This is a genomic window from Mesonia oceanica (assembly GCF_902499555.1).
GTDB lineage: Bacteria > Bacteroidota > Bacteroidia > Flavobacteriales > Flavobacteriaceae > Mesonia > Mesonia oceanica.
This window is the reverse complement of record NZ_CABVMM010000003.1, coordinates 302829-326557: the sequence shown is the minus strand read 5'-3', so window position 1 is coordinate 326557 and position 23729 is coordinate 302829. Positions and strand designations below refer to the sequence as shown.

Sequence of the window (23729 nt, the reverse complement as noted above, 5' to 3'; positions counted from 1 at the left end):
TTGCTCTCTAACACCTTTCGACTCCGCTCAAGGTGACAGCAAAAAAAGATTAGTTTATTCTGAGCGGAGCCGATGGGCTTCTATCCCTAACACAAACCACCCCGCCCTATTGGGACCCCTCCTTCAAAAGGAGGGGAACTTTAATTTTATACTTTTCTATTTCTCTAATAATCCAAACTGCTCAAAATGGTGATTGAGGTGCTTTCTGTGCAACAATTTCCATTCAAATTTGTTGAGCTCGCCAAATACCGCATTTTTCGTAATTGCTTCCGGATGTTCCTGAAAGTAATTTTCGTATTGCTCCTTGGCTTCCTTTAGCTTTTCTTTTGCCGTAGCTAAATCTTCATGTTTCAACTTGAACAATTCTCCTTCTTTATAAAAAGGAAAGTTGAAATTCTTCGGCATTGGTTTATAGTTCCACAAGGTTTCCTGCACCATTTCCAGTTTATCTTCTGGAGTGGCAACCTCAAAATCTTGAATTTCACCGGCTGCAATTCGGTAACTATCTTCTAAATGTTCCACCATATGTTGGGCTGTCATCATCCCCCAATTCGGTTTGGTATCTTCCGTTAACCCATTCAAAGCTTTTTCAAAAACTGAATCGGTAATTTCTGTAAAGGTGGTTTGTTTTTTCTGTACCATCGTTAAAATAGTAGCAATGGCAACCAATTTCTCTTCTTCTTCCGTAGCATTTACATCAAAAACTTCTACATACCATTTTACGATTCCGCTTGGCAATTCTTTTCCTTTTTGATCGCGATCTACTTTTTGCTTACAAGTCAATCGTACATTAATGGTATCGTTATGATACAGCGGACGCAAGAATCTAATTTCTTCTAGACCATAATTTGCTGCTACCGGACCTTTATTTGGGTACACAAACAATCCTGCCGCTGCAGAAATGATAAAATAACCGTGTGCGGTTCGTTGTTCGAAAATACTTCCTTCCAACGAAGTAATATCGGTATGCGCATAGAAGTGATCCCAAGTTAGATTTCCGAAGTTAATAATATCGGTATCGGTAAGCGTTCGGTTATGTGTTTGCAAGGACATTCCCGGTTTGATATCTTCCCAATGATAAGCAAACGGATGTTTTTCTGCTTCTTTATAATCGGCATTCGGTTGGTAAATTCCCGTAATCTCGCTGATGGTCGTTGGTGAACCTTGAATCGCGCAACGCTGCATATAATGCTTAATTCCTCGTTTACCGCCCATTTCTTCTCCACCACCGGCACGTCCCGGACCTCCGTGAATAAGATTTGGTAATGGCGAACCGTGACCGGTACTTTGCTTGGCACTTTCGCGATTCAGTACTAAAATACGACCGTGGTGCGTTGCTGCTTTTACGGTATATTCCGCTGCAACTTTATTGTCATTCGTAGCGATGGAACTCACTAACGAACCTTTTCCTTTTCGAGAAAGTTCTATTGCTTCATTTAAATCTTTATACGGCATTAGGGTACTTACCGGACCAAAAGCTTCGGTAATATGGGCTGCTTCGTTACTAAAAGGATGGTCTTCTCGAAGCAAGATAGGTTTGATAAAGGCACCTTTATCAAAATCGGCACCAATAGCTTTTCCTCCTTCAAAATCACCATATACGATATTCGCCGTTTTGGCAATTTCTTGTACCTGATTTTTAACGCTTTCTACTTGTTTTTTATCAATCAACGTTCCCATTCTCACCTCTTTTAAGCGAGGATCACCGTAGGTCACCTTATCGAGTGCTTGCCCTAAAGCAATTTGTACATCTTCTACTAATTTTTCCGGAACGATAATTCTTCTAATGGCCGTACACTTTTGTCCGCATTTCACCGTCATTTCATTTCGGACTTCTTTGATAAAGAGGTTGAATTCAGGTGTTCCAGGAACGGCATCTTCGCCCAAAATACAAGCATTGAGTGAATCGGCTTCCATCGTAAATGGCACGGACTCTTCGATTAATCTTGGATGCGTTTTTAGTTTTCTACCTGTTGCCGCAGAACCGGTAAAAGTGACTACATCTTGAGATGCGATGGTATCGAAAATATCTTTTTTGGTTCCGCTAATCAATTGTAATGCCCCTTCCGGTAAAATTCCGGAAGCGATAATTACCTTCACTACTGCTTCGGTTAAATACGCACTTTGAGGTGCAGGCAGCACGACTGCCGGCATTCCTGCCATCCAATTGACGGCACATTTTTCTAACATTCCCCAAACCGGAAAATTGAATGCATTGATATGAACGGCAACACCATTTTTAGGAACCAAAATATGATGCGCCATAAATTTACCGCCACGAGAAAGATCAATCGGTTCTCCTTCTACATCGAAAGGCTGATTCGGGAATAACTTACGAAGTGAAGCGTTGGCAAACAAGTTACCAAAACCACCTTCAATATCGATCCAACTATCAATTTTGGTACAACCACTTCGATAACTGATTTCATAAAAAGAACGTTTATGTTTTTGAAGATGAAAGGCCAGCTTCTTCAGCATATTTCCGCGTTCTTGAAAGGTCATTTTACGAAGGGCCTCTCCTTTTACTCTTCCGTATTGAAGTACTTCCGGAGCGTCAATTCCTTCGGTGGTGACATTGGTAAAATGTTCGCCGGTTACCGAATCTAGAATCGGGGTTCCCTCTCCTTGACCGTCGACCCATTGTCCTAAAATATAGTGTTGTGTTTTTTGCATTCTTATGTGTTTTATGTTTGACCTCTCGACTCCGCTCGAGGTGACATTTTGAACTTCAAATTTCCTACCTAAGCCGAAACATTTTCAATGACTGCAGCATAACCTTGTCCTACGCCTACGCACATCGTCACTAAAGCATATCTCTTACCGGTTAATTGCAATTCTAAAGCGGCAGAATGTGCTAATCTTGCTCCGGTAACTCCCAGCGGGTGACCAATAGCAATAGCACCACCATTCGGGTTTAATCTGGGATCGTCATCTTCTAAGCCCCATTCACGAATACAAGCTAAGGCTTGCGCAGCGAAGGCTTCATTCAATTCGATCACATCCATATCATCCATGGTCAACCCTGCTTTTTCTAAGGCTTTATTGGAAGCTTGTACCGGACCAATCCCCATAATTCTTGGTTCTACACCAACTACTGCTGAACTTAAGATTTTTGCCATCGGTTTTAATCCGTATTTTTCTACGGCTTTTTCTGAAGCAATAATGGTGGCAGCAGCTCCATCGTTTAATCCTGAAGAATTTCCGGCAGTTACGCTTCCGCCTTCTTTACGAAAAGCCGGACGTAATTTTGCTAAAATTTCTTTGGAAGTAGAAGGTTTGATAAATTCATCTTTACTAAATTGAATAGGGTCTTTTTTACGCTGCGGAATTTCTACGGTGACAATTTCTTTGTCTAAACGACCGTTTTCTTGTGCCTTGCTCGCTTTCATCTGACTCCAATATGCAAAGGCATCTTGATCTTCTCTGGAGATGTTATATTTATCAACTAAATTTTCTGCGGTAACGCCCATTCCATCGGTGCCATACATGTCGTGCATTTTTGGGTTAACGAAACGCCACCCGAAACTGGTATCGTACATTTTAGCATCGTTCCCAAAAGCACTGGAAGGTTTGGCAATGGCATAAGGGCCGCGCGTCATATGTTCGACTCCACCGGAAATAAACACATCTCCGTCACCGGCTTTTATCGCACGATTGGCGTGAATAATAGCGGAAAGACCACTGCTGCATAATCTATTCACTGTTTCTCCAGGAACAGAATAGGGTAAACCGGCCAATAATGAGCACATTCTGGCCACGTTTCTGTTATCTTCTCCAGCTTGGTTAGCACAGCCTAAAATGACGTCGTCGTAAGCTTCTTTAGGAATGTTAGGATTTCGTTTGACTATTTCTTTGATGACCAAAGCTCCTAAATCGTCGGTTCTTACGGGAGATAAAGTTCCTTTGTAATTTCCGATGGGAGTTCTTATTCCGTCTATAATGTATGTGTTCATTTTTCTCTTCTTTTTAAGTTTTTGCGCAAGGGATTGAGTGATTGTTGGAGCTCTTTTGAGATTCCTGCCTGCGCAGGAATTGAAAAAAGCGACTCACGAAAGCCCGACCCGCTAGGGTTGCGCCCTTACTATTTTAATTTTACACTTCAACAAATTGAGTGTTGCATTTGTTTATTCCCATTTTGCACTGGTTTTATAGGTGACTCCTTTGAAAAGTGCCACTAATTGATTTTCTTTTTTCACTTCAACAATATAAAAACCGAGTTTATTTTTTTGACTTTTCACATCAGACTCTGCAATAATTACATCGCCTTCTTCTAAGGCTTCTATGTGATTGATGGAAGTTTCGATGGAAACGGCTTTATTGCCATACGTATTGGTAGCAAAACCAAATGCCGTATCTGCCAACGAATAGGTGATGCCACCATGTGCTTTTTTCATACTGTTAAGCATCTCTTTTCTCACTGTCATTTTCACCTTGCAATAGCCTTCGCGAACCTCTACAATTTCAATACCTAGCCATTGACTAAAAGCATCAAGGGAAAGCATCCTTTTAGGTATTAGGCGAGGGGAAATAGGTTTTAGGTTATCTTCTTTCATAATCTTTGTGATATTTTCTTGCGAAGTATACTTATCATTTTTGCAAGTTCTGTTAAGTTTTTTCGGTTTTCCTCATTTTTTTCTTCATCAATATACTTTCGAAGAAATGCTTTAGAACTACAAGAAACGCATTCATGCATACTATGATATGCATTACCTAAATAATTATAAAATTGTTTATCTGTTCCAGCAGAACCTTCTGCTATATTTAGAGCGATCGAATCGCTTGCTCTCTTAAATTGTGAGGTCAACTCAAATCTTTCTTCTTTTGGAAACGTTTTGGTCTGATGATGCACAAGTTCCCCAAAATCCATTGCCTTTTGGTAAACTTTTAAATCTTCGAATTTAAAATGATAATTTGACCTCATAATTTTCCTAATTCCTATTCCCTAAAACCTACTACCTAAAACCTATTCCCTTCACGTGCCATTTTTCTCAATAACGGGCTGCAACGGTAACGGTCCTCGTGGTATTCGTTGTAAAGCGCATCCATACTTTCAACACACCAATCGATTCCTTTTTCGTTAGCCCAAGCTAACAATCCTTTAGGGTAATTTACGCCTTTGGTCATGGCTAAATCGATATCTTTTGCGGTGGCGATATTTAAAAACAAAGCATCTGCTGCTTCGTTGATAAGCATGACTAAAACCCGGTCGAGTATTTTTTGGGAAAACTCATTTTGATGAGATCCTGAATCAAGTTCAGGATGACGACTTTTATCAATCTTTCCTTCCTTGTAATCGTAGAAACCTTTTCCGGTTTTACGACCTAAATAGCCTGCTTCTTTTAAACGTTTTTGCGTAAAAGAAGGTTTGTAACGCGGATCGTAATAAAATTCTTTGAACACGGTTTCTGTAACGGTGTAATTCACGTCGTGACCAATAAAATCCATCAACTCGAATGGCCCCATTCGAAAGCCTCCTAAATCTTTTAATGCTTGATCGATGGTTGGAATATCGGCTTTGCCTTCTTCATAAATTCTTAGTGCTTCTCCATAAAACGGCCGTGCTACTCGGTTGACAATGAATCCCGGTGTATCTTTCGCTAATACTCCTACTTTCTTCCAGTCGGCTATAATTTGAACTACTTTTTCTTTTACAGCTTCAGAAGTTTGTACGGCCGGAATAATTTCGACCAACGGCATTAATGGTGCTGGGTTAAAAAAATGAACGCCAATCACTCGTTCCGGATGTTCTAATGCCGATGCAATGGAAGCTATGGATAAAGAACTGGTATTAGAGGCTATAATTGCATCTTCTCGTTGGCAAGCTTCTAATTCGCGAAATACTTTTTGTTTGATTTCAAGGTTTTCGATAATCGCCTCAATCGTTAAATCGGCGTCAGAAAGTTCTTGTATCGTATTTACATAAGTGATATTTCCTTGAATCCTATTTTTTTCAGCTTCGTCAATTCGTTCTTTTTCAATGAGACGAAGTAAAACTTTATCGAGCTTCGCTTCACTTTTGGTTAAAGCTTCTTGGTTGGTATCGTAAACTTTCACGGTACAACCGGCCGTGGCTGCTACTTGTGCTATTCCACTTCCCATGGTTCCGCTACCTATGATTCCGACAGTCATATATTTCAAATTTTTCAGGTTTCATTTCAAAATTCAAATTTAGTTTTAGTTCTAAACCGAATTTTTATGTCTTTTAATTTTTTAATTTATTTTTCTTTTTTGAGGTAGAAATACTTTTAGAAAATATTAAAATAAGCTGATTAGACTCATCTATTAATTTGTCTAATTTCTCAATCTGTTTCAGAAGATTTGCTCCTTTTTGAATTCTTAAATTTGTTTTAGATTCTCTTAGTTCCTTCAAACAAATTTGCATTTTATGAATATAATCTCTTGCAGATTGCGCAGCAATAGCTTCTGAATAATTTAGTGCAACACTCGTAGCTGAACGTATTAATTGACTACATAAATGTTGAGACGCAAAACTTTGATCTGAATGCTTAGTTGCTTTAATACAACTTACAGCAAAATCAATTAATCTATTTTCTAATTCTTCCGAGGTCATATTTCTTTCAAATTTTTATTTTTAATTTCAGTTATCTACATCAAATATTCATGACTTTTATTATATCATCTACCTTCATAAATTACCTAATTAAGTTTTACTACAAGCTCATTCAAATTTGAAATAGAAAATTTGCAATTTCTAAGTTTGAAATAGTTTATTTCCCTTTAAAATTTGGTTTTCTTTTTTCGATAAAAGCGTTTACGCCTTCTTGATAATCTGCTGTGGAAGCGGCTTCAATCTGGTTTTTAGATTCTAAAGCCAATTGCTCTTCTAAATTACTGGTTAAGGATTGATTAAGGGCTTCTTTGGTTAAGGCTAATGCTTTGGTTGGCATTTTAGCAAGTTGGCTAACCATCTTCCAAGTTTCTTCTTCAAAGGAAGCTGCTGAAAAATATTTATAAATCATTCCTATGCGTTCGGCTTCTTCCGCAGAAACTTTATCACCTAACATCGCTAATGCTGATGCTTTTTGAAAACCGATTAATCTGGGTAAAAAGAACGTTCCCGCACTATCGGGAATTAAACCTATCTTACTAAATGCCTGAATAAAGGCAGCGTGTTCTGTAGCAACCACGATATCGCAGGCTAATGCAATATTTGCCCCGGCACCAGCAGCTACTCCATTTACAGCAGCAACAATCGGTTTACCGATGCTCCTGATTAATTGAATAATAGGATTGTAATGTTCTTCTAGAATAGATTTAAAGCCTGGGTTTAGCTCGGGATCGGTCACTTCTTTTAAGTCTTGTCCCGCACAAAAGGCTTTGCCGTTTCCGGTTAATAAAATAGCTCGAACCTCTTTATTGGAAGCGCAGTTTTTTAACTCATCTTGCAATGCAAATGCCATTTCTCGATTAAAGCTATTGAAGACTTCAGGTCGGTTAAGGCTTATTTTAGCTACTTGATCTTTTATTTCAACTTGAATGCTTTTACTCATATTTTTTAGAAAATGAAATTGAAGTCGAAAACCTCTCAACTCTTTTCAATTTCGAGTTCAGATTTGATTTCAATTCCTTCAGATTAAACATTTAAAATAGTCAAACGGTTCTTGGCAGTCGTTGCACTTAAACAAGGCTTTGCAAGCGGTAGAACCAAACTGACTGACCATTTGTGTATTTTTAGAACCACAGTGGGTACATTTTACAACTTGGGTTTCTCCCAGTAAAGCTTTTTTATCGGCGCTAGCTTCTAGTGGTGCGGCAATCCCGTAATCTTCCAAAGCTTTTCTTCCTGCTTCAGTAATCCAGTCGGTGGACCAAGCGGGCGACAAAACTAAATCGACTTTGGCTTCGTAACCGGCCTCTAAAAGTGCGCTTTTAATATCGTCTCCAATCACATCCATCGCCGGGCAACCACTATAGGTAGGGGTGATTTTCACCTCAACAATCCCGTTATGAATTTCTGCTGAACGAACCACACCTAAATCGATAATGGAAAGCACGGGTATTTCAGGATCCGAAACTTGCATAAGAATCGGTTCTAATTCTTCTGAAATATGTGCTTTTTCTTCGATCATTATTTTATGCTTTTCGGTTTTAGGTTAGGATGTCATGCTGAAACAAGTTCAGCATGACACTCCAATTCGATTCTTTCTATGTATTACTACACTTTGACTCGGCTCAGTATGACTATAAGATTCCTGCCTACGCAGGAATTTACCACTTCATTCCGGGATAGGTACGTTGCATGTATTGCATATCGCTTAACAAATACCCCATATGTTCTGAATGGATTCCTTTTTTACCGCCTTCTTGAAAAAATTCTAATACTGGTTTTTGAAGTGTGGCTTCTTCTAAAACTTCAGCTACATTGGCTAAATATTTTTCTTTGAGTTTATCGGTATCCACACCAACTCCTTCTTTTATGGCTTCTATATCGGCTTTGGTCTTATGAAAGAGCTCTTCGGTAAATCGCCACAAATCGTTGATGGCTAGTTGAATTTTTCGGTTACTTTCTTCGGTTCCGTCTCCTAAACGCTTGATCCAATCGGAAGAAAACCTTCTGTGATAGCTTGCCTCTTTTAAACTCTTTTTTGCAATAGCTACCAAGGTTTCATCTTTGCTATTTTGCAATTCATTGAGCAATAAAAAATGAAAATGATCAAACAAGAACTGACGTGCAATCGTGTAAGCAAAATCGCGGTTGGGCTGCTCGACCAATAATACATTTACATATTCACGTTCGGTACGCAAAAAAGCAAAGTCGTCTTCGGTTTTATCTTCCTCAGAAAGTTGTGCAGCATACTGAAAATAACTACGAACCTGACCGAATAAATCGAGTGAAATATTTGTCATGGCGATATCTACCTCCAGCGTGGGACCGTGACCGGTTAACTCTCCCAAACGTTGACCTAGAATAAGAGAATTATCGGCAATCCCAAGAATGTATTTTATTAAACTATCGTTATTCATTAAATTTTATTTTAGTTGAAAAAACTACTTTGATTCTTCTGAAATAGTTTTAGAGATTCCTGCCTAGCCCGGAATTTTACATGTGTTTGACCTCATCGGGTAAATCGTAAAATGTTGGATGGCGATATACTTTATCTGCCGCAGGTTCGAACATTTCTCCATTTTCATCAGGATTGGAAGCTTTAATATGCTTCGATTCTACCACCCAAATGCTTACGCCTTCGCTTCTTCTGGTATATACATCTCTTGCATTTTCCAAGGCCATTTCTTCGTCGGCAGCATGCAAACTTCCGAAATGCCGGTGTTCTAATCCGTTTTTACTTCTTACGAAAACCTCCCAAAGTGGCCAGTTTTTTTTCTTGTCTGACATAACCTTATTTAAATTGAAATTGAAATTGAATTCGAAATTGAAAACAAGAGTTTATCATTTAGATTCAAAGACAACTTATTATTTAATATTTTTTATTCTAGTAACTATTATTCTAATGAGCTGATCATTTTCATCTACTAAATCTGAAATATCAGTTTTTGAAATTAAGTCAGCTTTTACTTGAATATTTAAATTTCTTAAACATTCTCTGAGTTCTTTTAAGCAAATTCTAAGTTTATTAATCTTATCCTTAGAAGTTCCGGCTCCTAATACTTCTCCGTAATTCAAAGCTGCGGAACAAGATGAACGAATTAATTGTTTAGCTAAATAATCTCCCGCATAGCTTAGCGGTTTCTTATCGTATTTTACTATAATATTAGCAGCAAAATCTTCCAAACGATCACTCAAATCAAACTTATTATTCATCTTTCAATTTCAGCTTCATTTTCGAATTCAAATTCGTTGTTTACCTAGCTTGCTTTTTGAACTTTTTTAGCGGCTTGCTTTTCTGAATAAGCCATTGCTGCATCACGCACCCATTCTCCGTTTTCCCAAGCATCAACTCGGGTTTGCAAACGTTCTTTATTACAAGGCCCGTGACCTTTTACTACTTGCCAGAACTCATCCCAGTTAATTTTTCCGAAATCGTATTGACCGGTTTCTTCGTTCCATTTTAAATCATCATCAGGAATGGTTAGGCCTAAAATTTCGGCTTGTGGAACGGTCTGATCAATAAATTGTTGACGTAATTCATCGTTGGTTTTACGTTTCAACTTCCATTTCATCGATTGCTCGGTGTGTGTAGATTCTGCATCGGTAGGACCAAACATCATTAAACTTGGCCACCACCAACGGTTTAGAGAATCTTGAGCCATTTGTTTTTGCTCTTCTGTACCGCGGCAAAGCGTAAGCATAATCTCATAGCCTTGACGTTGATGAAAACTCTCTTCTTTACAAACTCTCACCATCGCACGAGCATAAGGACCAAAGGAAGTATTACACAACGGAACTTGATTAATAATAGCCGCACCGTCTACTAACCAACCAATAGCGCCCATATCTGCCCAAGTTATGGTTGGATAATTAAAAATACTGGAGTATTTGGCTTTGCCAGAATGCAATTGATCGTACAACTCATCACGAGAAATCCCTAGCGTTTCGCAAGCGCTGTAGAGGTACAAACCGTGACCGGCTTCATCTTGAACTTTTGCCAGCAAAGCTACCTTTCTTCTTAAGGATGGTGCACGGGTAATCCAATTTCCCTCTGGTAACATCCCTACAATTTCGGAATGGGCATGTTGAGAAATTTGACGAATATGTGTTTTTCTATATTTCTCTGGCATCCAATCTTTAGGCTCTATCTTTTCATCACGAGCAATTTTTTGCTCGAACATCTCTTCTAAATTCTTTACTTCTTGCTCACTCATAATTCCTTTTTTAGTTGAAATTGAAAATATTCTCTGGATAAGAACCTGTACAACACTTCGACTTGGCTCAGTATGACAATTCAGGTTGATACTACAATTTCAAATTTTTTAAAAGATAATAATTATACTTCTGAAAATAAAACACTTAAACTTAATTTAAGGTTTCTATATGAGATTCCCACCTGTGTGAGAATTATACATCAAAATCGACCACCAGCTTTTCTGATGTGGGTACCGACTGACAACTTAAGACAAAGTTGTTGGCGACCTCATCATCTTCTAACGCATAATTAATTTTCATTTCTACGCTACCTTCAAGTACTTTACATTTACAAGTACTGCAAACCCCACCTTTACAAGCAAAAGGTAAATCTGCTCCGGCTCCTAAAGCGGCATCGAGTACATTATCGTAATCGTCTGTCATCCCGAAATGGAATTCTTTTCCTCCATCGAGAATGGTCACCTCAGTCCCTTCAAATTGATGTTCTATTGCTTTTGCTGCTCTTTTCTTATCTTCTTCTGAAACTCCGGTGACAAACAATTCGTAATGAATTTTATCTGTTGAAAGCCCGGCTTTCTCCAACTCATCCCGTAAGAGGAAAATCATTTGTTCTGGACCGCAGATAAAACATTCATCTACCGATTCTACATCGATCAAGCTTTTGGTAAGTTGTTGAATTTTCTCTTCATCAAACCTTCCGTTAAACAAAGGGATATCGCGTTGCTCACGAGTTAAGAAGTAGAAAATCTCAAAACGCCCGAAATATTTATTTCGCAGTTGTTCTAATTCTTCTTTAAAGATGATCGATTTTGCATTTTTATTGAGGTAGAAAAGTTGAAATTTACTTTCCGGCTCCATCGCCAAATGCGTCTTAATCATCGAGAGGATGGGTGTGATTCCACTTCCGGCAGCGAAAACGATATAGTTTTTTGCCACGCCAGAAGAAACTTTTACGCCAAATTTACCACTAGGAACCATCACTTCTAGATGGTCTCCTGCCTGTAATTCTTCATTTACAAAAGTTGAGAATTTACCGGTCGGTATTTTCTTTACGGCCACTTGCCATTTTTTATCTACCGGACTTGAACATAAGGAATACGAACGCCTTACGTCTTCTCCATTAAAATCTTTTTTTAAAGTTAAATGTTGCCCTTGATTAAACTTGAATTCTTCTTCTAAATCTTTAGGAACATCAAACTCAACAACCGTACAATCGTTGGTTTCTTTGTAAACGCTTTTTACGGTAATTTCGTGAAATTTTGCCATTTCATCATTTTTGATACCTAACAAAACTAACGATTGTTAGTTTAAATTCCAAATGATGCCTGTTAAAGAAGTTTAGCGAATAATTCCGTGAAGTAAATTCTGTTTCATTTCTTCAAATAAAAGCTGCGGAGAGACTTCTTTATTTTTAGAATACCATAAATGAAGTGTTCTTAAAGTAGATAGTAAAGAGAATAAGACTAAATCTATATTGCGCTCTTGCAATTCTTTTTGCTGAATGCCTTGCTCGATGATGTTTCTCATTTTAGCTTCGTAAGTGTTACGCATCATCAAATAATTTTCTAGATCTAATTTTTCCAGATGCATCCAGTCATTATTTAAACAAGCTAAGGCATCGGTTTTTTCGATGGTGATTTGAATATGATTTTCAATCACCGATTCTAGCTTTTTAATAGAACTAATATTCTCCGGTGAAACTGAATTCATATGCTGGGTGAAATTTTCGGCAACATCCAAGATGATAATTCCCAAAATTTCTTGTTTAGAATTGATATGATTATATAAACTTGCGGCTTTTATTTCTAAAGCTTGCGCCAAATCCCGCATAGAAACTGCATTATATCCTTTTTTTCTAAAGAGTTTTGCTGCTGTAGCAACAATTTCTAATTTTCGTCGGGTTAATTTCATAGAATGGCAAGATAATATTTTTAAAGTTTTTATGTGAAAAGGAATTGAAATGAAATTAAGCTCTATTATTAGAAACTAGAGTGCTTCGCTGTTAGAATTAAGAATCTAAACTTAAATTATCTTTATACTGAATTTGATCCAAAATCTCGAAATCAAAGTCTTTTTATTTCTGAATGAGATTTCTGGTCAAGCCCGCCTGCCGGACGGGCAGGCCCGGAATGACGAAAAGTCTATAATTTCAACTCTTGAAGTTCTTCGGAAGAATTAAGGTTTTGCTGATTGTATTGCAACGTCCATCCCATCGAATTGGTAAGTACAAAAAGCTTTTGCAATTCTGAAACCAATCTGTTTTCAGCATTTTTCATCAATACTGAATTTTTGATTTGCTTTTCTAAATCTGATTGAATCTTGTTTTTAATCTTATTATAGTCTTTCGCTTCAAACTGATTCAAGTAATCTTGGGTAACATCGTAATACTTTATATCGGGATTGATGTTGAGTTCCGGTGCTGGGATATGAGTAATTTTCAACACTTTATTTGCTGCATCTACTTCGTATTTCATCTCGCGCAAATCGTAACTTACATTGGCCTTGGCATTCACTACCACTAAGGCTTTTTTACGCGCTGAAAGAAATTTAAACATAAAACTTTCGGTATTCTCGTAATTATAGACCTTAGCATAACTCCCTTCAGAAACGACCAGTTTACTTACATTTTTTATTTCCTTTTCAATTAAATTGGAAGCTTGTAGCAAATCTTCTTTTTCTTGAAATTGGTTTTTGAAGTATTGGTAACCCAAAAAACAAACAAGTGCAACTAAAACGCCGAGTAAAAACTTTCTCATAGGTAGATTTTGCTCCTAATTTACGAGAAACTACTTCAACTTTATTTAATTTGAAATTAGATTAACAGTTTTACCCCCTTTTGACTAAATAAGGTTATGGTTTTTTGCTTTTTGAACGGCTTCAATTTTACTATGTACGTGAAGTTTTTTATAGATATTTTCGATATGTTTTCTTACCGTACTTGGCGATAGTACTAAATACTCTGCGATTACGGTATAGCTATGTCCTTTACTCAAGCTTTCTAAAACTTCAATCTCCCGTTTTGACAGGGAGAGTTCTTCTTGGTCTTTTTTATTTTGTATATGCGTTGGATTTCTAAGTAACTTTAAGGTTTTTAAAGCAATGGAAGGATTCATAGCTGCACCGCCATTAAAGGTTTCTAAAATGCCTTTGTACAATTCATTTGGATTGGTTTCTTTCAACAAATAACCATCTGCTCCGGCTTGGATGGCGTTAAAAATATGTTCATCATTATCGAAAGCGGTAAGCATTACGATTTTAATATGTGGATATTTTTGTTTGATGATTTGTGTGCTTTCAATACCATTTAAAACCGGCATTTCAATATCCATTAAAATAAGATCGATATGAAAATTATCTTCTAACTTTAAAAGCAAATCGCTACCGTTAATTGCTGAAAACTTAAACTTCAGCTCTTCAAAAAAAGATAACTTTTCTTTAATTGCGTGAATTAAAAATGTGTTATCATCGACGATGGCGATTTTTATACTCATAGTGATCTACTTTCCATTAATTACAAAGGGCGCCCAAATTACCGGACTTGCAAATTGCGCTCCATATTTACCCGACAACATTTCTCTTTTTGCTGTATTTACGGCATCTTCTACGCTCATTTGACCCTGATTTAAATTATTGTACACCAAGGTCATTAAAATCATTGTTCCTGCATCGTTCACCGGCCATAAACTTAATAAGGTGTTATTTGCTCCCGCAGTAAGCAAAGCTGAATTCAACCCGTTAACGCCTTCGCCTTTATAAACTTTACCCAACGCAGTTTCACAGGCACTTAAAACCGCCATATCTGCCTTAAGATTTAATTGTGCAATTTCGTGTGCCAATAAAAACATATCTTCTTCGCCATCGCCGCCTGGTGGTTGCATCATCATTACTCCCGAAAGCTGCGGAAAATTGTCTAGCGCAAAACCGTGCGTAGCAATATGTAACCATTTATACTTAGCCAGTTCATCATTTTTATTTAAGCGTTTGATGTCTGACTCTTTCATTTGATCGTTTATCAAAACCGTTGCATCTGGAACTATCATTTTTAAGTTTTGCACTTCTTTTAAAGTTCCTGCCAAATAATTAGCTCCACCAAAGCCTAACAGACTTAATTCTTCTTTTAAATTTACTTTATTTTCTGAAATTTTTTGAGAAAGCTGATTTTTTATTTGATACACATCGGGCATACTCCTGTTTTCTGATCCAGATGTTTTGGGCTTAGCGTAAGTAGCTCCGCCCATCGCCAAAAGACTTTTTCTGGTTGCAGGATAGTTTCTGTTTTGTAAACTTGCCCAAATAGTTGCTGAAGGAATATACTTTACATTAAAATCTTCAATTAAATAATGATTTGAAGAATTGATAAAAGCTTCAAAAGGCATAAAACCTAGCTTTCCTTCGGCACTTATAAGGAGTGTTTTCTTTCCTTGAATTTGATTGGCAACAGGCTGAATTAAGAACTGATACCAATGCTTTAAAAATTCGGTTTGTAAATCGGCAAGCTTCTCGTCGTGTGATTGTAAAAATTCTCTTGAAATACTAATGAATTGATCGTAATCTTTAACTGTAAAACCTTGCTTTTTATCGCTATAACTCACCAATTTACCATCTACGATCTCTTCGTTTAATTTGGTTACGTAATTATTGATCGAGTTGGGTTGCTTGTTAACTATATTGATAAATTTCCGTTTGATAGTTAACCAATCGTCTATGGGAAAATTATAACTGATTTCTGCGGAAGTTGAAGTTATGACGGAAACAATCATTTCTCCCGGCTCTCCATTAGAATAATAGAGCATCACCTCATCGTTCGCTAACAGCGATTGAACTTGCGATAGACTAACTTGTGGAATATTTTTGTTTAGGTTATTTTTTAAAATTCTGCTTCGGTTTAAGTCTTGCGCTTTAAAGAGTTTTTCTGTTTCGTTTAAATTTCGATAAGACATTACCAAACCACTGTAAGCACCAGCGTGATTGTTCATCACCAATAATTGTTCTTGCTGCGGAAGTTTTTTGAGATGGTTTTCTGTAATGGCTATTGCTTTTTCAAATAATTCTGCTGCTTGCCCATAATCCTCATTCATATAGAACATAAAGGCTAAGTTATTGGCTAAGTTTTGCGCGTCTAAATACTTCGCATTTTTCAGCGAATATTCATATTCTTTTTCCACCATTTGTTTTGCTCTCGACTTCTCTCCTCTTTTCCATAATGCCAGTGCATAATTTGTGGCTATTTCACTTTGCAAATCAGGTTCATTAAATTTTAGAGACTCGTTATAAGCTTCGAATAAGTATTTATAGGCCAAGCCTGCAGCACCAGGTTTTCTGCTTTCTATGTAATAAGCGCCAATGGTATTTTTAGCCTTTAGCGCGGCAAACGTGAAATTTATTTTTTCGGCTTTGCTCAATAGGTGTTGAGCTGAAGCGAACTTATTTTCCAAATCATTTAATTCGGCATACGCGTGCATTTTTCGCATAAGCAATTCACATTGTATAAAGCTTGTGTTGAGTAAACCTTCTATATAGTTTAACCCCTGATTGGCTTTTGCGATGATAAGCTCACCATCGGCATCGAAGTAAGATAATCGCAATAAGCTATGCGCTGCCGCAAAACCTAAATGACCCTTTTTTACGATTGGCAATTCTAAAAATTGTTGATAAGCTTTCTGCGCTTGATCCCATTGTTGCGTATCGTAATATGCTGAGGCTCGGTTAAACTGAATTTGCGCTATAATTTCTTCGTTTTTAAATTTTTGGCTATTGAGGTAATTAAGGGTTTCTGTAATAGCGCACTCCTTTTTTTGCCACCATGCTGCTGTACAATCAGCATATATTTTCATAGCACTAATGGCTCCACTTGTATTTTTGTCGGCTTCTTGCGCTACTGTTTTTAACGCGGCAAGATCTTTTTGAAGAAAGCGTTCTAACTGAGAAATGTCTTCTAAAATTTCTGAAAGCACAGCGGTATTTGTTTTTAATTGAAAAGCATAATTCATCAATTTTTCGGCTTCTTGAGGGTTGCCATTTAAAAACGCCGCATAAGCTGCGATGGAGTAAGAACCTAAATCTGCCGGATTTAAAATTTGTACTGATTGCAGGTTTATTTCTGCTTCGCTTAGCTTATTTTCTAATAAACTTGTGTAAGCAGCAAAGGCATAACCGGCATAATCATCGGGATAGTATTGAACTAGCTGATGGGCAATTTGCTTCATTCCCGCAAGATCATCTACTTTATAATATTGTTGAAAAGACTGAACAGTTTCATTATAATCTTGCGCCTTGCAAGCTACCGAAATGAAAAGAAAAAAAGCGAAGGTAATGAAGTGTCTCACGATCTAGTTTAATTGGTTATACCTCAAAGCTCTAATAAATTCAGCTTGAAAGAAATACGACAATTGCCTTATATTTTTTAGAAGTTTCAACAAACTAAAAACCACCTACCAATTAGGTAGATGATTTTAAGTTAAATTCAATAAAATTGGCTAATTATTGCAGTTTAAACTGTCCGTAAAAACCTTCTCCTACAAGAGGTTGTACATTTACTTCATTAAAATTATCGCTGGTATCGAAAGAAACATTGAATGCCAAATCGTGTAAGCATTCATCTTTATAGAAAAAATTATTGGAATCCGGCTCGAAATAATCTTTTGCATAGGGATTTTTTACTTCAACACAATCAAAACCATCGATACTCACAATTAAAGATTCATCTTCTGTAATTTCAAAAGTTGCTGTGGTTCCAATGGCAAAAGGAGAGTCGTCGCTCGCATAATCGTAAACGGTTTCATAAACACCAACAGTATATGCAGGCATATCGATAGCTACCTCATCTGATGCTGCTGCGGCATCACAAACTTGTCCAGAACTACAACCGGAGGTTGAACTATTGCTTTGATCATCGTCATCAGAACAAGAAAACAAGGATATTAAAACCAAACTAAGTACTAATTTCTTCATTACATATATATTTAGATTAATGTGATAAAGATGCACCTTGTTTAATTACAGTACCATAAGGCAATTGACGTATTTATGCTGAATATGATGAAGCCGGAGTTGTAAGAATAATTTTTGTGCCTTCGTATGGAGTTGAAGTTAGCTGAATTTCTCCGTGAATTTCTTTCGCTCTTTTTCTAATATTATTGATTCCGTTGCCTAGTTCAACTTTATCTATAACAAACCCTTTCCCGTTATCTACAATTTCGATTTTGAAAGTATCTTGAATCTTTTCGATATGCACTTTTATTTCTTTGGCTTCAGCGTATTTTAGGGCATTATTAACAGCTTCCTGAATTATTCGATAGATATTCATCCCTACTACAGAAGAGAACTCATCCTCTTGATTAATTTCTGCATCGAATTGAAAACTAAAAACTGTTGTAGGAGATGCATTTCTGGCTTTTTCAATGAAGTTTGAAATTCTGGCCTGCAAATCTTCTACCGTGATTTTTTCTTTATTCATCGCCCAAATCGTATCGCGCAACTCGTAAATGGTTCTACGGGTAAATTCGCTGATATTTTTAAGCTTTTTAGAGATATTTGCTTCCATACCCGGAAAAGCAAAATGAAGATTATCGATACTGGAAATGATAAAAGTTAACTGAGCTCCTATATTATCATGCAAGTCTCTAGAAATTCTTAGCCGTTGTTCTTGTAGTTTATTTTGAGTTTCTATTTTAACCAAAGCCGACTTTAATTCTGATTCTTTTTGTAACTGTCGGTTTTTTATTTTTTGCTGATTGTATAGCAAATACCCCAATAAACCTATGATAAAAGCAAGGGCGATACTCCCATAGATAAAGGTATTTTTGCGCTCTAAGTCTAATTCTTTTTCAGCTAGATTAGCTCGGGTAGTTGCTAGTTCTGCTTCTTTTTTTTCGGTTTGGTATTTGGTTTCTATTTCTTTAAATTTTTCTTGGGTATCAAGTCCTAAAATTTTTTCACTCAACACTTGATACTTTTCTTGGTAACTATAAGCTAACTTATACCTTCCTTTATTTGCATATATTTCTGCTAGCGATTTTGAAATGTATGCTTCCTCTCCAATAAGATCCAAATCTTTAGACTTTTCCAATAGTGAATTCAAAAGTTCTAGCGCCAAATTTTCTTCCTTTAGATAAATATAAGTTTTAGCTAAAATGAAATTATAATTAAATGTCTCTCCAGCGCCATAGCTATACTTATCTAATAAAAATTTATTCTTCTCTAATAATTTTAAAGCTTTATCATATTCTTTATTATGGATTAAGATTTCTGCTTTTTGTATGGAAGAATACAGTTTAAAATACTCTAAACCAACATCGTTGATTATTGAATCTGCTTTCTTTAGGTTCTGTTCTGATTTTTGCAAATCACCTCTATCATAATAAATTCTTGCTAAGTTTTGATACGCTTCTACCTTATAATCATTTACATTATCTTTTAATACTTCCTTTAAATTTAACTGAGCGTATTTAAGCCTTTTATCATGTTGATCTAATTCATTATATATACTACTTAAATTAAGATAGAGTTGACCTTTAATATGGTAATGGTCTGTTTTAAATTCATCTAAAATCCTAATCGATTCAAGGTAAAGTTTAATTGTATTTGGATAATCACTTTTGTAATAGTAAATATTCCCCAAATTTACTTTTGCGATAGCCACACCTAATGTATCCCCTACTTGATCGTAATATTCATTAGAGTTTTGATAATATTCAAATGCTTTATCAGGAAGTTCATTTCGGTTATATGCTTCTGCAAGTTCACTATAAAGATGCGCTTTTAATCCTCGATCTTTTAGCTCCTTCCCTCCTAAAGAATCTGTTAGATTACTATAATATTGAAGGCCTTTTTTAAAATAATATTCTGCACTATCAATTTCTCCTGAGATTCCTTTTTGCGCGATAAGCTTTCTATAAAAATAGCCAATATCTACTTCATTTTTTTGCTTTAACGCTAAAACCATGCCTTGTCTTAAAGCATTATTGGCAGCAAGTTTATCGTTAAATCGTAAATCCCATGCAGTTATTTTATATTCACGTATAAGTGAATCGGGATGTTTCTGAACAGTATTTGTAGAATTTTCTTGTGCAGCTCCTAAATGAGAAATCAAAACAAGTATGAGAGTAATAATTTTCTTCACCGTTAACTATTTAAAGAACTACTTATCTAATTGTATTTTTTGAACCACTAAAACTTCCTCTAAATTGTAGCTCAAAAAATGATACCTATCTAAACAAAGATTTCTTTCTCTAATTTGCTGACTTGCCAGCCGAAACCTCTTTTGTATCAATTTTATATTTTTCTGGTGCTCATAGTTTGAGATACGTTTGAAATGAAAAAAAGTTGAAATAAACACCAACCCAATAAAAATAGTAAAAAATAAAATACACCAACCCATTTGTATAAAATTAGAGAAAAGAACAGCAGGTTATAAAAACCCACCATTCCTTTCTCATCCCACAATTTTTATTTAGTCTTTTCTGCAAATTCTTGGGTATGGAAACTTAAAAATTTACCCAATGCCTTTTTTGTTCCAGCTAAATATTTGGATTTATCGACATCAATAAAAGCCGAATTCTCAATTGTTTCATTATCGGCTCGATAGGCTCTCCCATAAATTGTTTCAAGTCCTACATAATCTACATCTGCCTTAGCAAAACTTTGTATTTTTTCTTTCCCAATAACCCCATCGATATTTAAATCTTTTTTTAAAGTACCAGAATATTGCGCTAAAGGTGAACCTCCTATTTTATATTTCCCTTGAACAAAATCGATAGCATTCACGCAAGAGACTACCTTTTGCTTTGTATTCTTCAAAAGACTCATCGCACCGGTAGTTTTTTCGGTAAAAGAGTAATTCTCGATTGCCGGAAGGTGCAAATTGGTACTTACAGTAATTTTTGCACCCCGACCTTGGTAAGCTTTTTCGTCGTTTAAAAACAAGACATACAAATCTACATCTACGATATTGGCATCATTAAGTTCTGAAGAAAGTTTGCTATAGGTTTGTACTTGCTGAAACCTATCCATATTATTACTACCCTGAAGTCTTGAAACTGCGCCAAAAAAACCTCCCTGCTTTTTTTGACCAGCTTTAGTAAAGCCTTTTACAAAAAATACGCGGTTTTGAGGATAAACGGTTACCAACCCTGGAGCTTCAGACAGACTCATCTCCATATTAGTAAAACGCTCGTAACCTTCATAATAATTAGTATTCGCCGCCGCATCACCTTTTAGGATGGTGTATCCCTTACTTTCTAGATCGCGAATAAAATCTTGATAAAGCTCATTGGTTAATTGTTGTAAGTCTTCTGCACTAATATTATTTAAACCTACCGATAGCTTGGCTTTTGTTTTTCCTGTTAACATTCTTCCTGTAAAACTTCCTCCCTTTTGTGCCTCTTTTTGGTTATAAACTTGATAGTTTATTGAAAAGTTAGCTATATAAATTTCTTTAGAGACCAGTTTCCCATGCACCTTATCTTTGGGCTTAAATTCCCCTAGCGATTGTGCAAATAAATTAAACGCTATAAAGAAGCCCGCTAAACTAAAAATTATATGTTTTTTCATGTGTTAGATTTTTAAGTACACTCCAAAAGTGATCTATTTAACGGGTTGAATCAATACGGCAATTGCCGTATTTTTTTGATAATGAGCTATAAAAAAGCCGGAAAATAAATATTCTATTTTTCCGGCGCTTCATAAAAACCCAAACCTATAGCTGTTTATGCATATTTGAAAACTCCTATTATGGAAACTGCAGTCAGGTTAAAAAGAAACATTAAACGAACCACTGCTAATTTCTTTAAACGTACCGTTTTCTTCATCTTTCGCTTTAAAAGAAAAAGTGCCTTTTATCTTTGCATCGGTTTTCTCACTAATTTTAACTTTCCCGGCTACAGTTTCATCATAAGGAGCTACCCAAGTTTTAGAATTCATCGGGTCATTGATATTTGCTTCTGTATAAATTGCAGTAGAATAAATATTGGCACCTCCTCCTAAATCGTAAGTTCCTACACCATCAAAACCAGAAATTGTAATTGAAATTCCCTTACCATCCACATTAGAACCTTGAATCAATATAGTAGTCATTCCACCAGCAGTTTGCTCTACTGCGGTAGTAGCTATTTCCATGGAACTAAATGAATTGCCATCTACTGTTGCTTTTAATTGTCCTTCAGCAGCACTACCGCCATCCCCTCCATCGTCGTCTTTACTACAGCTTACGAAGACTAACGATAATCCTAAAAATAAATACACTAATTTTTTCATCCTATTTTGTTTTACGCTTCTATTTGAAGACGGTTATTTTTTATAGAACAAAAATGCAATAGATGAAAAGCGCTATCAATAAGGCAATTGACGTATTTTTAAAACTCCATAAAAGGAAATTGCTGCTGAAGCTGCACTATTTGCTGCTGAAGTTTTTGTTGAAATTTTTGATGAGCTGTAGAATTGGGATTAAAGGGTCGATGAGACAGTCCTTGCCTAATCTGTTCGACTTGCTTCATTACCGGAAGAGTTTCTTCTGCCAACCAAGTTTCTTGAAAACGCTCCCAAATGTAATTGACTGCTATTTGATTTGGATGCAGTAAATCTGAAGCATAAAATCGATAATCGCGCAATTCATCCATCATTAATTCGTAGGAAGGAAAATATTTCAACCCATTTTCGCCTTCTAAAACTTGATGTATTGCAGTAATTAAATGTGATTTACTTCTTGTACTTTCTACCAAACCATCTTTAGCGTGCCGAATTGGAGAAACCGTAAACACAAATTGACAATCAGGGTTTAATTGCCGAATATATTCAACACTTGTTTGAATACTTTTTTCTAGTTCTGCTACGGAAGAAAGTTCTTTTGTGAAATTTTTCTGTGGAATCTTATGGCAATTTGCCACATATTCATTTTGATCCACATGTTTATAAATCCAGGAAGTGCCTAATGTGATCATCACGTGCGAAGCTTTTTTTAGAAACAGAAAAGTTTCTTCTAGGGCCGAATTCAAGTTTTTTAAAATTTCATCTTCCGACAAGGCATTCATTCTAGAATGCGCTTCAAAACAGCTATAAATTTCCTGATATTGAAAAATAGCTTTCCCCGTAAATTCTTCTTGCTGAACCACGCGCTGTAAAAACTTTTCTATCGCAAACGGATGAAACAAAATCCCTAACGGATTTTGCAATTGCTGAAACTGATAATACGCAAATTTCTCTCCCATATTTTCTGAAAAACAAGAACCTAACAACAGTACGCTAGACGAATAGTCTATTTTAGGTTGTTCTTGAGGAATATTAAGTTGCGTTTGGAGTTTCAATGGGTAATTTTATTATTGTTTTAAAATAGAATATTTTTATTGCTAACTAACTTTTCAAAAATAAAAGAAAAACTGATATTAAATGGAAATTGAGGTTATTAAAGGAGATATTACAAAACTAGAAGTAGATGTTATTGTAAATGCTGCTAATTCTTCATTACTCGGTGGCGGAGGTGTTGACGGCGCTATTCATAGAGCAGGTGGTTCTCAAATTTTAGATGATTGCAGAGCTATTAGAAACAAACAAGGAAAATGCAAAACTGGAGAAGCTGTAATCACTAGAGCCGGGAATTTGGCGGCAAAAAAAGTAATTCACACGGTAGGTCCGGTATGGAATGGTGGTCACAAAAATGAAGCTAAATTATTAGAAAACTGCTATAGCAACTCCCTTTTATTAGCAGAAAAGCACCAATTAAAAACCATTGCATTTCCTAACATCAGTACGGGAATATATGGATACCCCAAAAAGGAAGCCGCTAAAATTGCGATAGAAACTATTCAAAATTTCTCTTCTTCCATTATTGAAAAGGTAATTTTCGTTTGTTTTGACGAAGAGAATTTTAACATCTATCAGGACAAAGATATATTCTGTTAAGAAATTGTCAACAATTCATCTATTTAAAGTGAATAACTTCAATTAAAAATCA

23 protein-coding genes are annotated in these 23729 nt (G+C 36.2%); 1 reads left to right on the top strand and 22 read right to left on the bottom strand.

Annotation, left to right across the window (positions count from 1 at the left end):
* Nucleotides 1–156: 156 nt before the first annotated feature.
* The 22 genes from paaZ to FVB9532_RS05100 all read right to left on the bottom strand — a co-directional run bounded on the left by paaZ (nt 157) and on the right by FVB9532_RS05100 (nt 23082).
* The gene (gene paaZ, locus FVB9532_RS05205) at nt 157–2673 is read right to left on the bottom strand and encodes a phenylacetic acid degradation bifunctional protein PaaZ (RefSeq protein ID WP_150544146.1); all 2517 of its coding nucleotides are present in this window, start codon (nt 2671–2673) and stop codon (nt 157–159) included.
* Between the two features lie 68 nt (nt 2674–2741).
* A complete protein-coding gene (pcaF, locus tag FVB9532_RS05200) occupies nt 2742–3953 on the bottom strand; it encodes a 3-oxoadipyl-CoA thiolase (RefSeq protein ID WP_150544145.1) in 1212 nt (403 codons plus the stop codon).
* Nucleotides 3954–4124: 171 nt separating this feature from the next.
* The gene (locus tag FVB9532_RS05195) at nt 4125–4553 is read right to left on the bottom strand and encodes a hotdog fold thioesterase (protein WP_194716485.1); all 429 of its coding nucleotides are present in this window, start codon (nt 4551–4553) and stop codon (nt 4125–4127) included.
* Nucleotides 4550–4921, bottom strand: a complete 372-nt coding sequence (locus FVB9532_RS05190; protein ID WP_150544144.1) for a four helix bundle protein — start codon at nt 4919–4921, stop codon at nt 4550–4552. Before FVB9532_RS05190 ends, FVB9532_RS05195 begins: the two co-directional genes overlap by 4 nt.
* 35 nt (nt 4922–4956) lie before the next feature.
* On the bottom strand, nt 4957–6129 hold the full coding sequence (locus FVB9532_RS05185; protein WP_150544143.1) for a 3-hydroxyacyl-CoA dehydrogenase NAD-binding domain-containing protein: 1173 nt from the start codon (nt 6127–6129) through the stop codon (nt 4957–4959).
* Between the two features lie 73 nt (nt 6130–6202).
* Nucleotides 6203–6571 (bottom strand): four helix bundle protein, encoded by a 369-nt coding sequence (locus tag FVB9532_RS05180; RefSeq protein ID WP_150544142.1) that lies wholly within the window; start codon nt 6569–6571, stop codon nt 6203–6205.
* A 157-nt stretch (nt 6572–6728) separates the two neighbouring features.
* Complete coding sequence (locus tag FVB9532_RS05175; protein ID WP_150544141.1) at nt 6729–7511, bottom strand: enoyl-CoA hydratase-related protein; 783 nt, start codon at nt 7509–7511, stop codon at nt 6729–6731.
* Between the two features lie 78 nt (nt 7512–7589).
* The gene (paaD, locus tag FVB9532_RS05170; RefSeq protein WP_150544140.1) at nt 7590–8090 is read right to left on the bottom strand and encodes a 1,2-phenylacetyl-CoA epoxidase subunit PaaD; all 501 of its coding nucleotides are present in this window, start codon (nt 8088–8090) and stop codon (nt 7590–7592) included.
* A 139-nt stretch (nt 8091–8229) separates the two neighbouring features.
* Nucleotides 8230–8985, bottom strand: a complete 756-nt coding sequence (gene paaC / locus FVB9532_RS05165; RefSeq protein ID WP_150544139.1) for a 1,2-phenylacetyl-CoA epoxidase subunit PaaC — start codon at nt 8983–8985, stop codon at nt 8230–8232.
* Nucleotides 8986–9061: 76 nt separating this feature from the next.
* Nucleotides 9062–9355, bottom strand: a complete 294-nt coding sequence (gene paaB, locus FVB9532_RS05160; RefSeq protein WP_027885981.1) for a 1,2-phenylacetyl-CoA epoxidase subunit PaaB — start codon at nt 9353–9355, stop codon at nt 9062–9064.
* A 78-nt stretch (nt 9356–9433) separates the two neighbouring features.
* Nucleotides 9434–9781 carry a four helix bundle protein gene (locus tag FVB9532_RS05155; protein ID WP_150544138.1) on the bottom strand — a complete coding sequence of 116 codons (348 nt, stop codon included), beginning with the start codon at nt 9779–9781 and terminating at the stop codon, nt 9434–9436.
* A 44-nt stretch (nt 9782–9825) separates the two neighbouring features.
* A complete protein-coding gene (gene paaA, locus FVB9532_RS05150) occupies nt 9826–10782 on the bottom strand; it encodes a 1,2-phenylacetyl-CoA epoxidase subunit PaaA (RefSeq protein WP_150544137.1) in 957 nt (318 codons plus the stop codon).
* Between the two features lie 193 nt (nt 10783–10975).
* A complete protein-coding gene (gene paaE / locus FVB9532_RS05145; RefSeq protein ID WP_150544136.1) occupies nt 10976–12049 on the bottom strand; it encodes a 1,2-phenylacetyl-CoA epoxidase subunit PaaE in 1074 nt (357 codons plus the stop codon).
* Nucleotides 12050–12121: 72 nt separating this feature from the next.
* Nucleotides 12122–12694 carry a TetR/AcrR family transcriptional regulator gene (locus tag FVB9532_RS05140; protein ID WP_150544135.1) on the bottom strand — a complete coding sequence of 191 codons (573 nt, stop codon included), beginning with the start codon at nt 12692–12694 and terminating at the stop codon, nt 12122–12124.
* A gap of 230 nt (nt 12695–12924) precedes the next feature.
* Entirely contained in the window at nt 12925–13539 is a 615-nt protein-coding gene (locus tag FVB9532_RS05135; RefSeq protein ID WP_150544134.1) for a DUF4230 domain-containing protein, read from the bottom strand.
* A gap of 84 nt (nt 13540–13623) precedes the next feature.
* Nucleotides 13624–14274, bottom strand: coding sequence for a response regulator (locus FVB9532_RS05130; RefSeq protein ID WP_150544133.1), 651 nt, complete (start codon nt 14272–14274; stop codon nt 13624–13626).
* 6 nt (nt 14275–14280) lie between these two features.
* Nucleotides 14281–17109, bottom strand: a complete 2829-nt coding sequence (locus tag FVB9532_RS05125; protein ID WP_150544132.1) for a CHAT domain-containing protein — start codon at nt 17107–17109, stop codon at nt 14281–14283.
* A gap of 154 nt (nt 17110–17263) precedes the next feature.
* Nucleotides 17264–17734 (bottom strand): hypothetical protein, encoded by a 471-nt coding sequence (locus FVB9532_RS05120; protein ID WP_150544131.1) that lies wholly within the window; start codon nt 17732–17734, stop codon nt 17264–17266.
* Between the two features lie 73 nt (nt 17735–17807).
* On the bottom strand, nt 17808–19904 hold the full coding sequence (locus tag FVB9532_RS05115; protein ID WP_150544130.1) for a tetratricopeptide repeat-containing sensor histidine kinase: 2097 nt from the start codon (nt 19902–19904) through the stop codon (nt 17808–17810).
* Between the two features lie 326 nt (nt 19905–20230).
* The gene (locus FVB9532_RS05110; protein WP_150544129.1) at nt 20231–21334 is read right to left on the bottom strand and encodes a hypothetical protein; all 1104 of its coding nucleotides are present in this window, start codon (nt 21332–21334) and stop codon (nt 20231–20233) included.
* A 198-nt stretch (nt 21335–21532) separates the two neighbouring features.
* Nucleotides 21533–22036 carry a DUF6252 domain-containing protein gene (locus tag FVB9532_RS05105; RefSeq protein ID WP_150544128.1) on the bottom strand — a complete coding sequence of 168 codons (504 nt, stop codon included), beginning with the start codon at nt 22034–22036 and terminating at the stop codon, nt 21533–21535.
* 98 nt (nt 22037–22134) lie between these two features.
* Nucleotides 22135–23082, bottom strand: a complete 948-nt coding sequence (locus tag FVB9532_RS05100) for a GSCFA domain-containing protein (protein ID WP_150544127.1) — start codon at nt 23080–23082, stop codon at nt 22135–22137.
* An 82-nt stretch (nt 23083–23164) separates the two neighbouring features.
* On the opposite strand from FVB9532_RS05100, the gene FVB9532_RS05095 reads away from it, so the two are divergent.
* Nucleotides 23165–23677: an O-acetyl-ADP-ribose deacetylase gene (locus FVB9532_RS05095; protein ID WP_150544126.1), complete on the top strand. Its 513-nt coding sequence runs from the start codon at nt 23165–23167 to the stop codon at nt 23675–23677.
* Nucleotides 23678–23729 lie beyond the last annotated feature (52 nt).

Excerpts from the sequence above, each read along its gene's own strand:
- FVB9532_RS05195 (WP_194716485.1), bottom strand. The coding sequence starts at position 4,553 with ATGAAAGAAGATAACCTAAAACCTATTTCCCCTCGCCTAATACCTAAA.
- pcaF (WP_150544145.1), bottom strand. The coding sequence starts at position 3,953 with ATGAACACATACATTATAGACGGAATAAGAACTCCCATCGGAAATTAC.
- paaE (WP_150544136.1), bottom strand. The coding sequence starts at position 12,049 with ATGGCAAAATTTCACGAAATTACCGTAAAAAGCGTTTACAAAGAAACC.
- paaC (WP_150544139.1), bottom strand. The coding sequence starts at position 8,985 with ATGAATAACGATAGTTTAATAAAATACATTCTTGGGATTGCCGATAAT.
- FVB9532_RS05135 (WP_150544134.1), bottom strand. The coding sequence starts at position 13,539 with ATGAGAAAGTTTTTACTCGGCGTTTTAGTTGCACTTGTTTGTTTTTTG.
- FVB9532_RS05130 (WP_150544133.1), bottom strand. The coding sequence starts at position 14,274 with ATGAGTATAAAAATCGCCATCGTCGATGATAACACATTTTTAATTCAC.
- FVB9532_RS05175 (WP_150544141.1), bottom strand. The coding sequence starts at position 7,511 with ATGAGTAAAAGCATTCAAGTTGAAATAAAAGATCAAGTAGCTAAAATA.
- FVB9532_RS05110 (WP_150544129.1), bottom strand. The coding sequence starts at position 21,334 with ATGAAAAAACATATAATTTTTAGTTTAGCGGGCTTCTTTATAGCGTTT.
- FVB9532_RS05180 (WP_150544142.1), bottom strand. The coding sequence starts at position 6,571 with ATGACCTCGGAAGAATTAGAAAATAGATTAATTGATTTTGCTGTAAGT.
- paaB (WP_027885981.1), bottom strand. The coding sequence starts at position 9,355 with ATGTCAGACAAGAAAAAAAACTGGCCACTTTGGGAGGTTTTCGTAAGA.
- FVB9532_RS05190 (WP_150544144.1), bottom strand. The coding sequence starts at position 4,921 with ATGAGGTCAAATTATCATTTTAAATTCGAAGATTTAAAAGTTTACCAA.
- FVB9532_RS05155 (WP_150544138.1), bottom strand. The coding sequence starts at position 9,781 with ATGAATAATAAGTTTGATTTGAGTGATCGTTTGGAAGATTTTGCTGCT.
- FVB9532_RS05105 (WP_150544128.1), bottom strand. The coding sequence starts at position 22,036 with ATGAAAAAATTAGTGTATTTATTTTTAGGATTATCGTTAGTCTTCGTA.
- FVB9532_RS05140 (WP_150544135.1), bottom strand. The coding sequence starts at position 12,694 with ATGAAATTAACCCGACGAAAATTAGAAATTGTTGCTACAGCAGCAAAA.
- FVB9532_RS05185 (WP_150544143.1), bottom strand. The coding sequence starts at position 6,129 with ATGACTGTCGGAATCATAGGTAGCGGAACCATGGGAAGTGGAATAGCA.
- FVB9532_RS05120 (WP_150544131.1), bottom strand. The coding sequence starts at position 17,734 with ATGAAGAAATTAGTACTTAGTTTGGTTTTAATATCCTTGTTTTCTTGT.
- paaZ (WP_150544146.1), bottom strand. The coding sequence starts at position 2,673 with ATGCAAAAAACACAACACTATATTTTAGGACAATGGGTCGACGGTCAA.
- FVB9532_RS05095 (WP_150544126.1), top strand. The coding sequence starts at position 23,165 with ATGGAAATTGAGGTTATTAAAGGAGATATTACAAAACTAGAAGTAGAT.
- paaD (WP_150544140.1), bottom strand. The coding sequence starts at position 8,090 with ATGATCGAAGAAAAAGCACATATTTCAGAAGAATTAGAACCGATTCTT.
- paaA (WP_150544137.1), bottom strand. The coding sequence starts at position 10,782 with ATGAGTGAGCAAGAAGTAAAGAATTTAGAAGAGATGTTCGAGCAAAAA.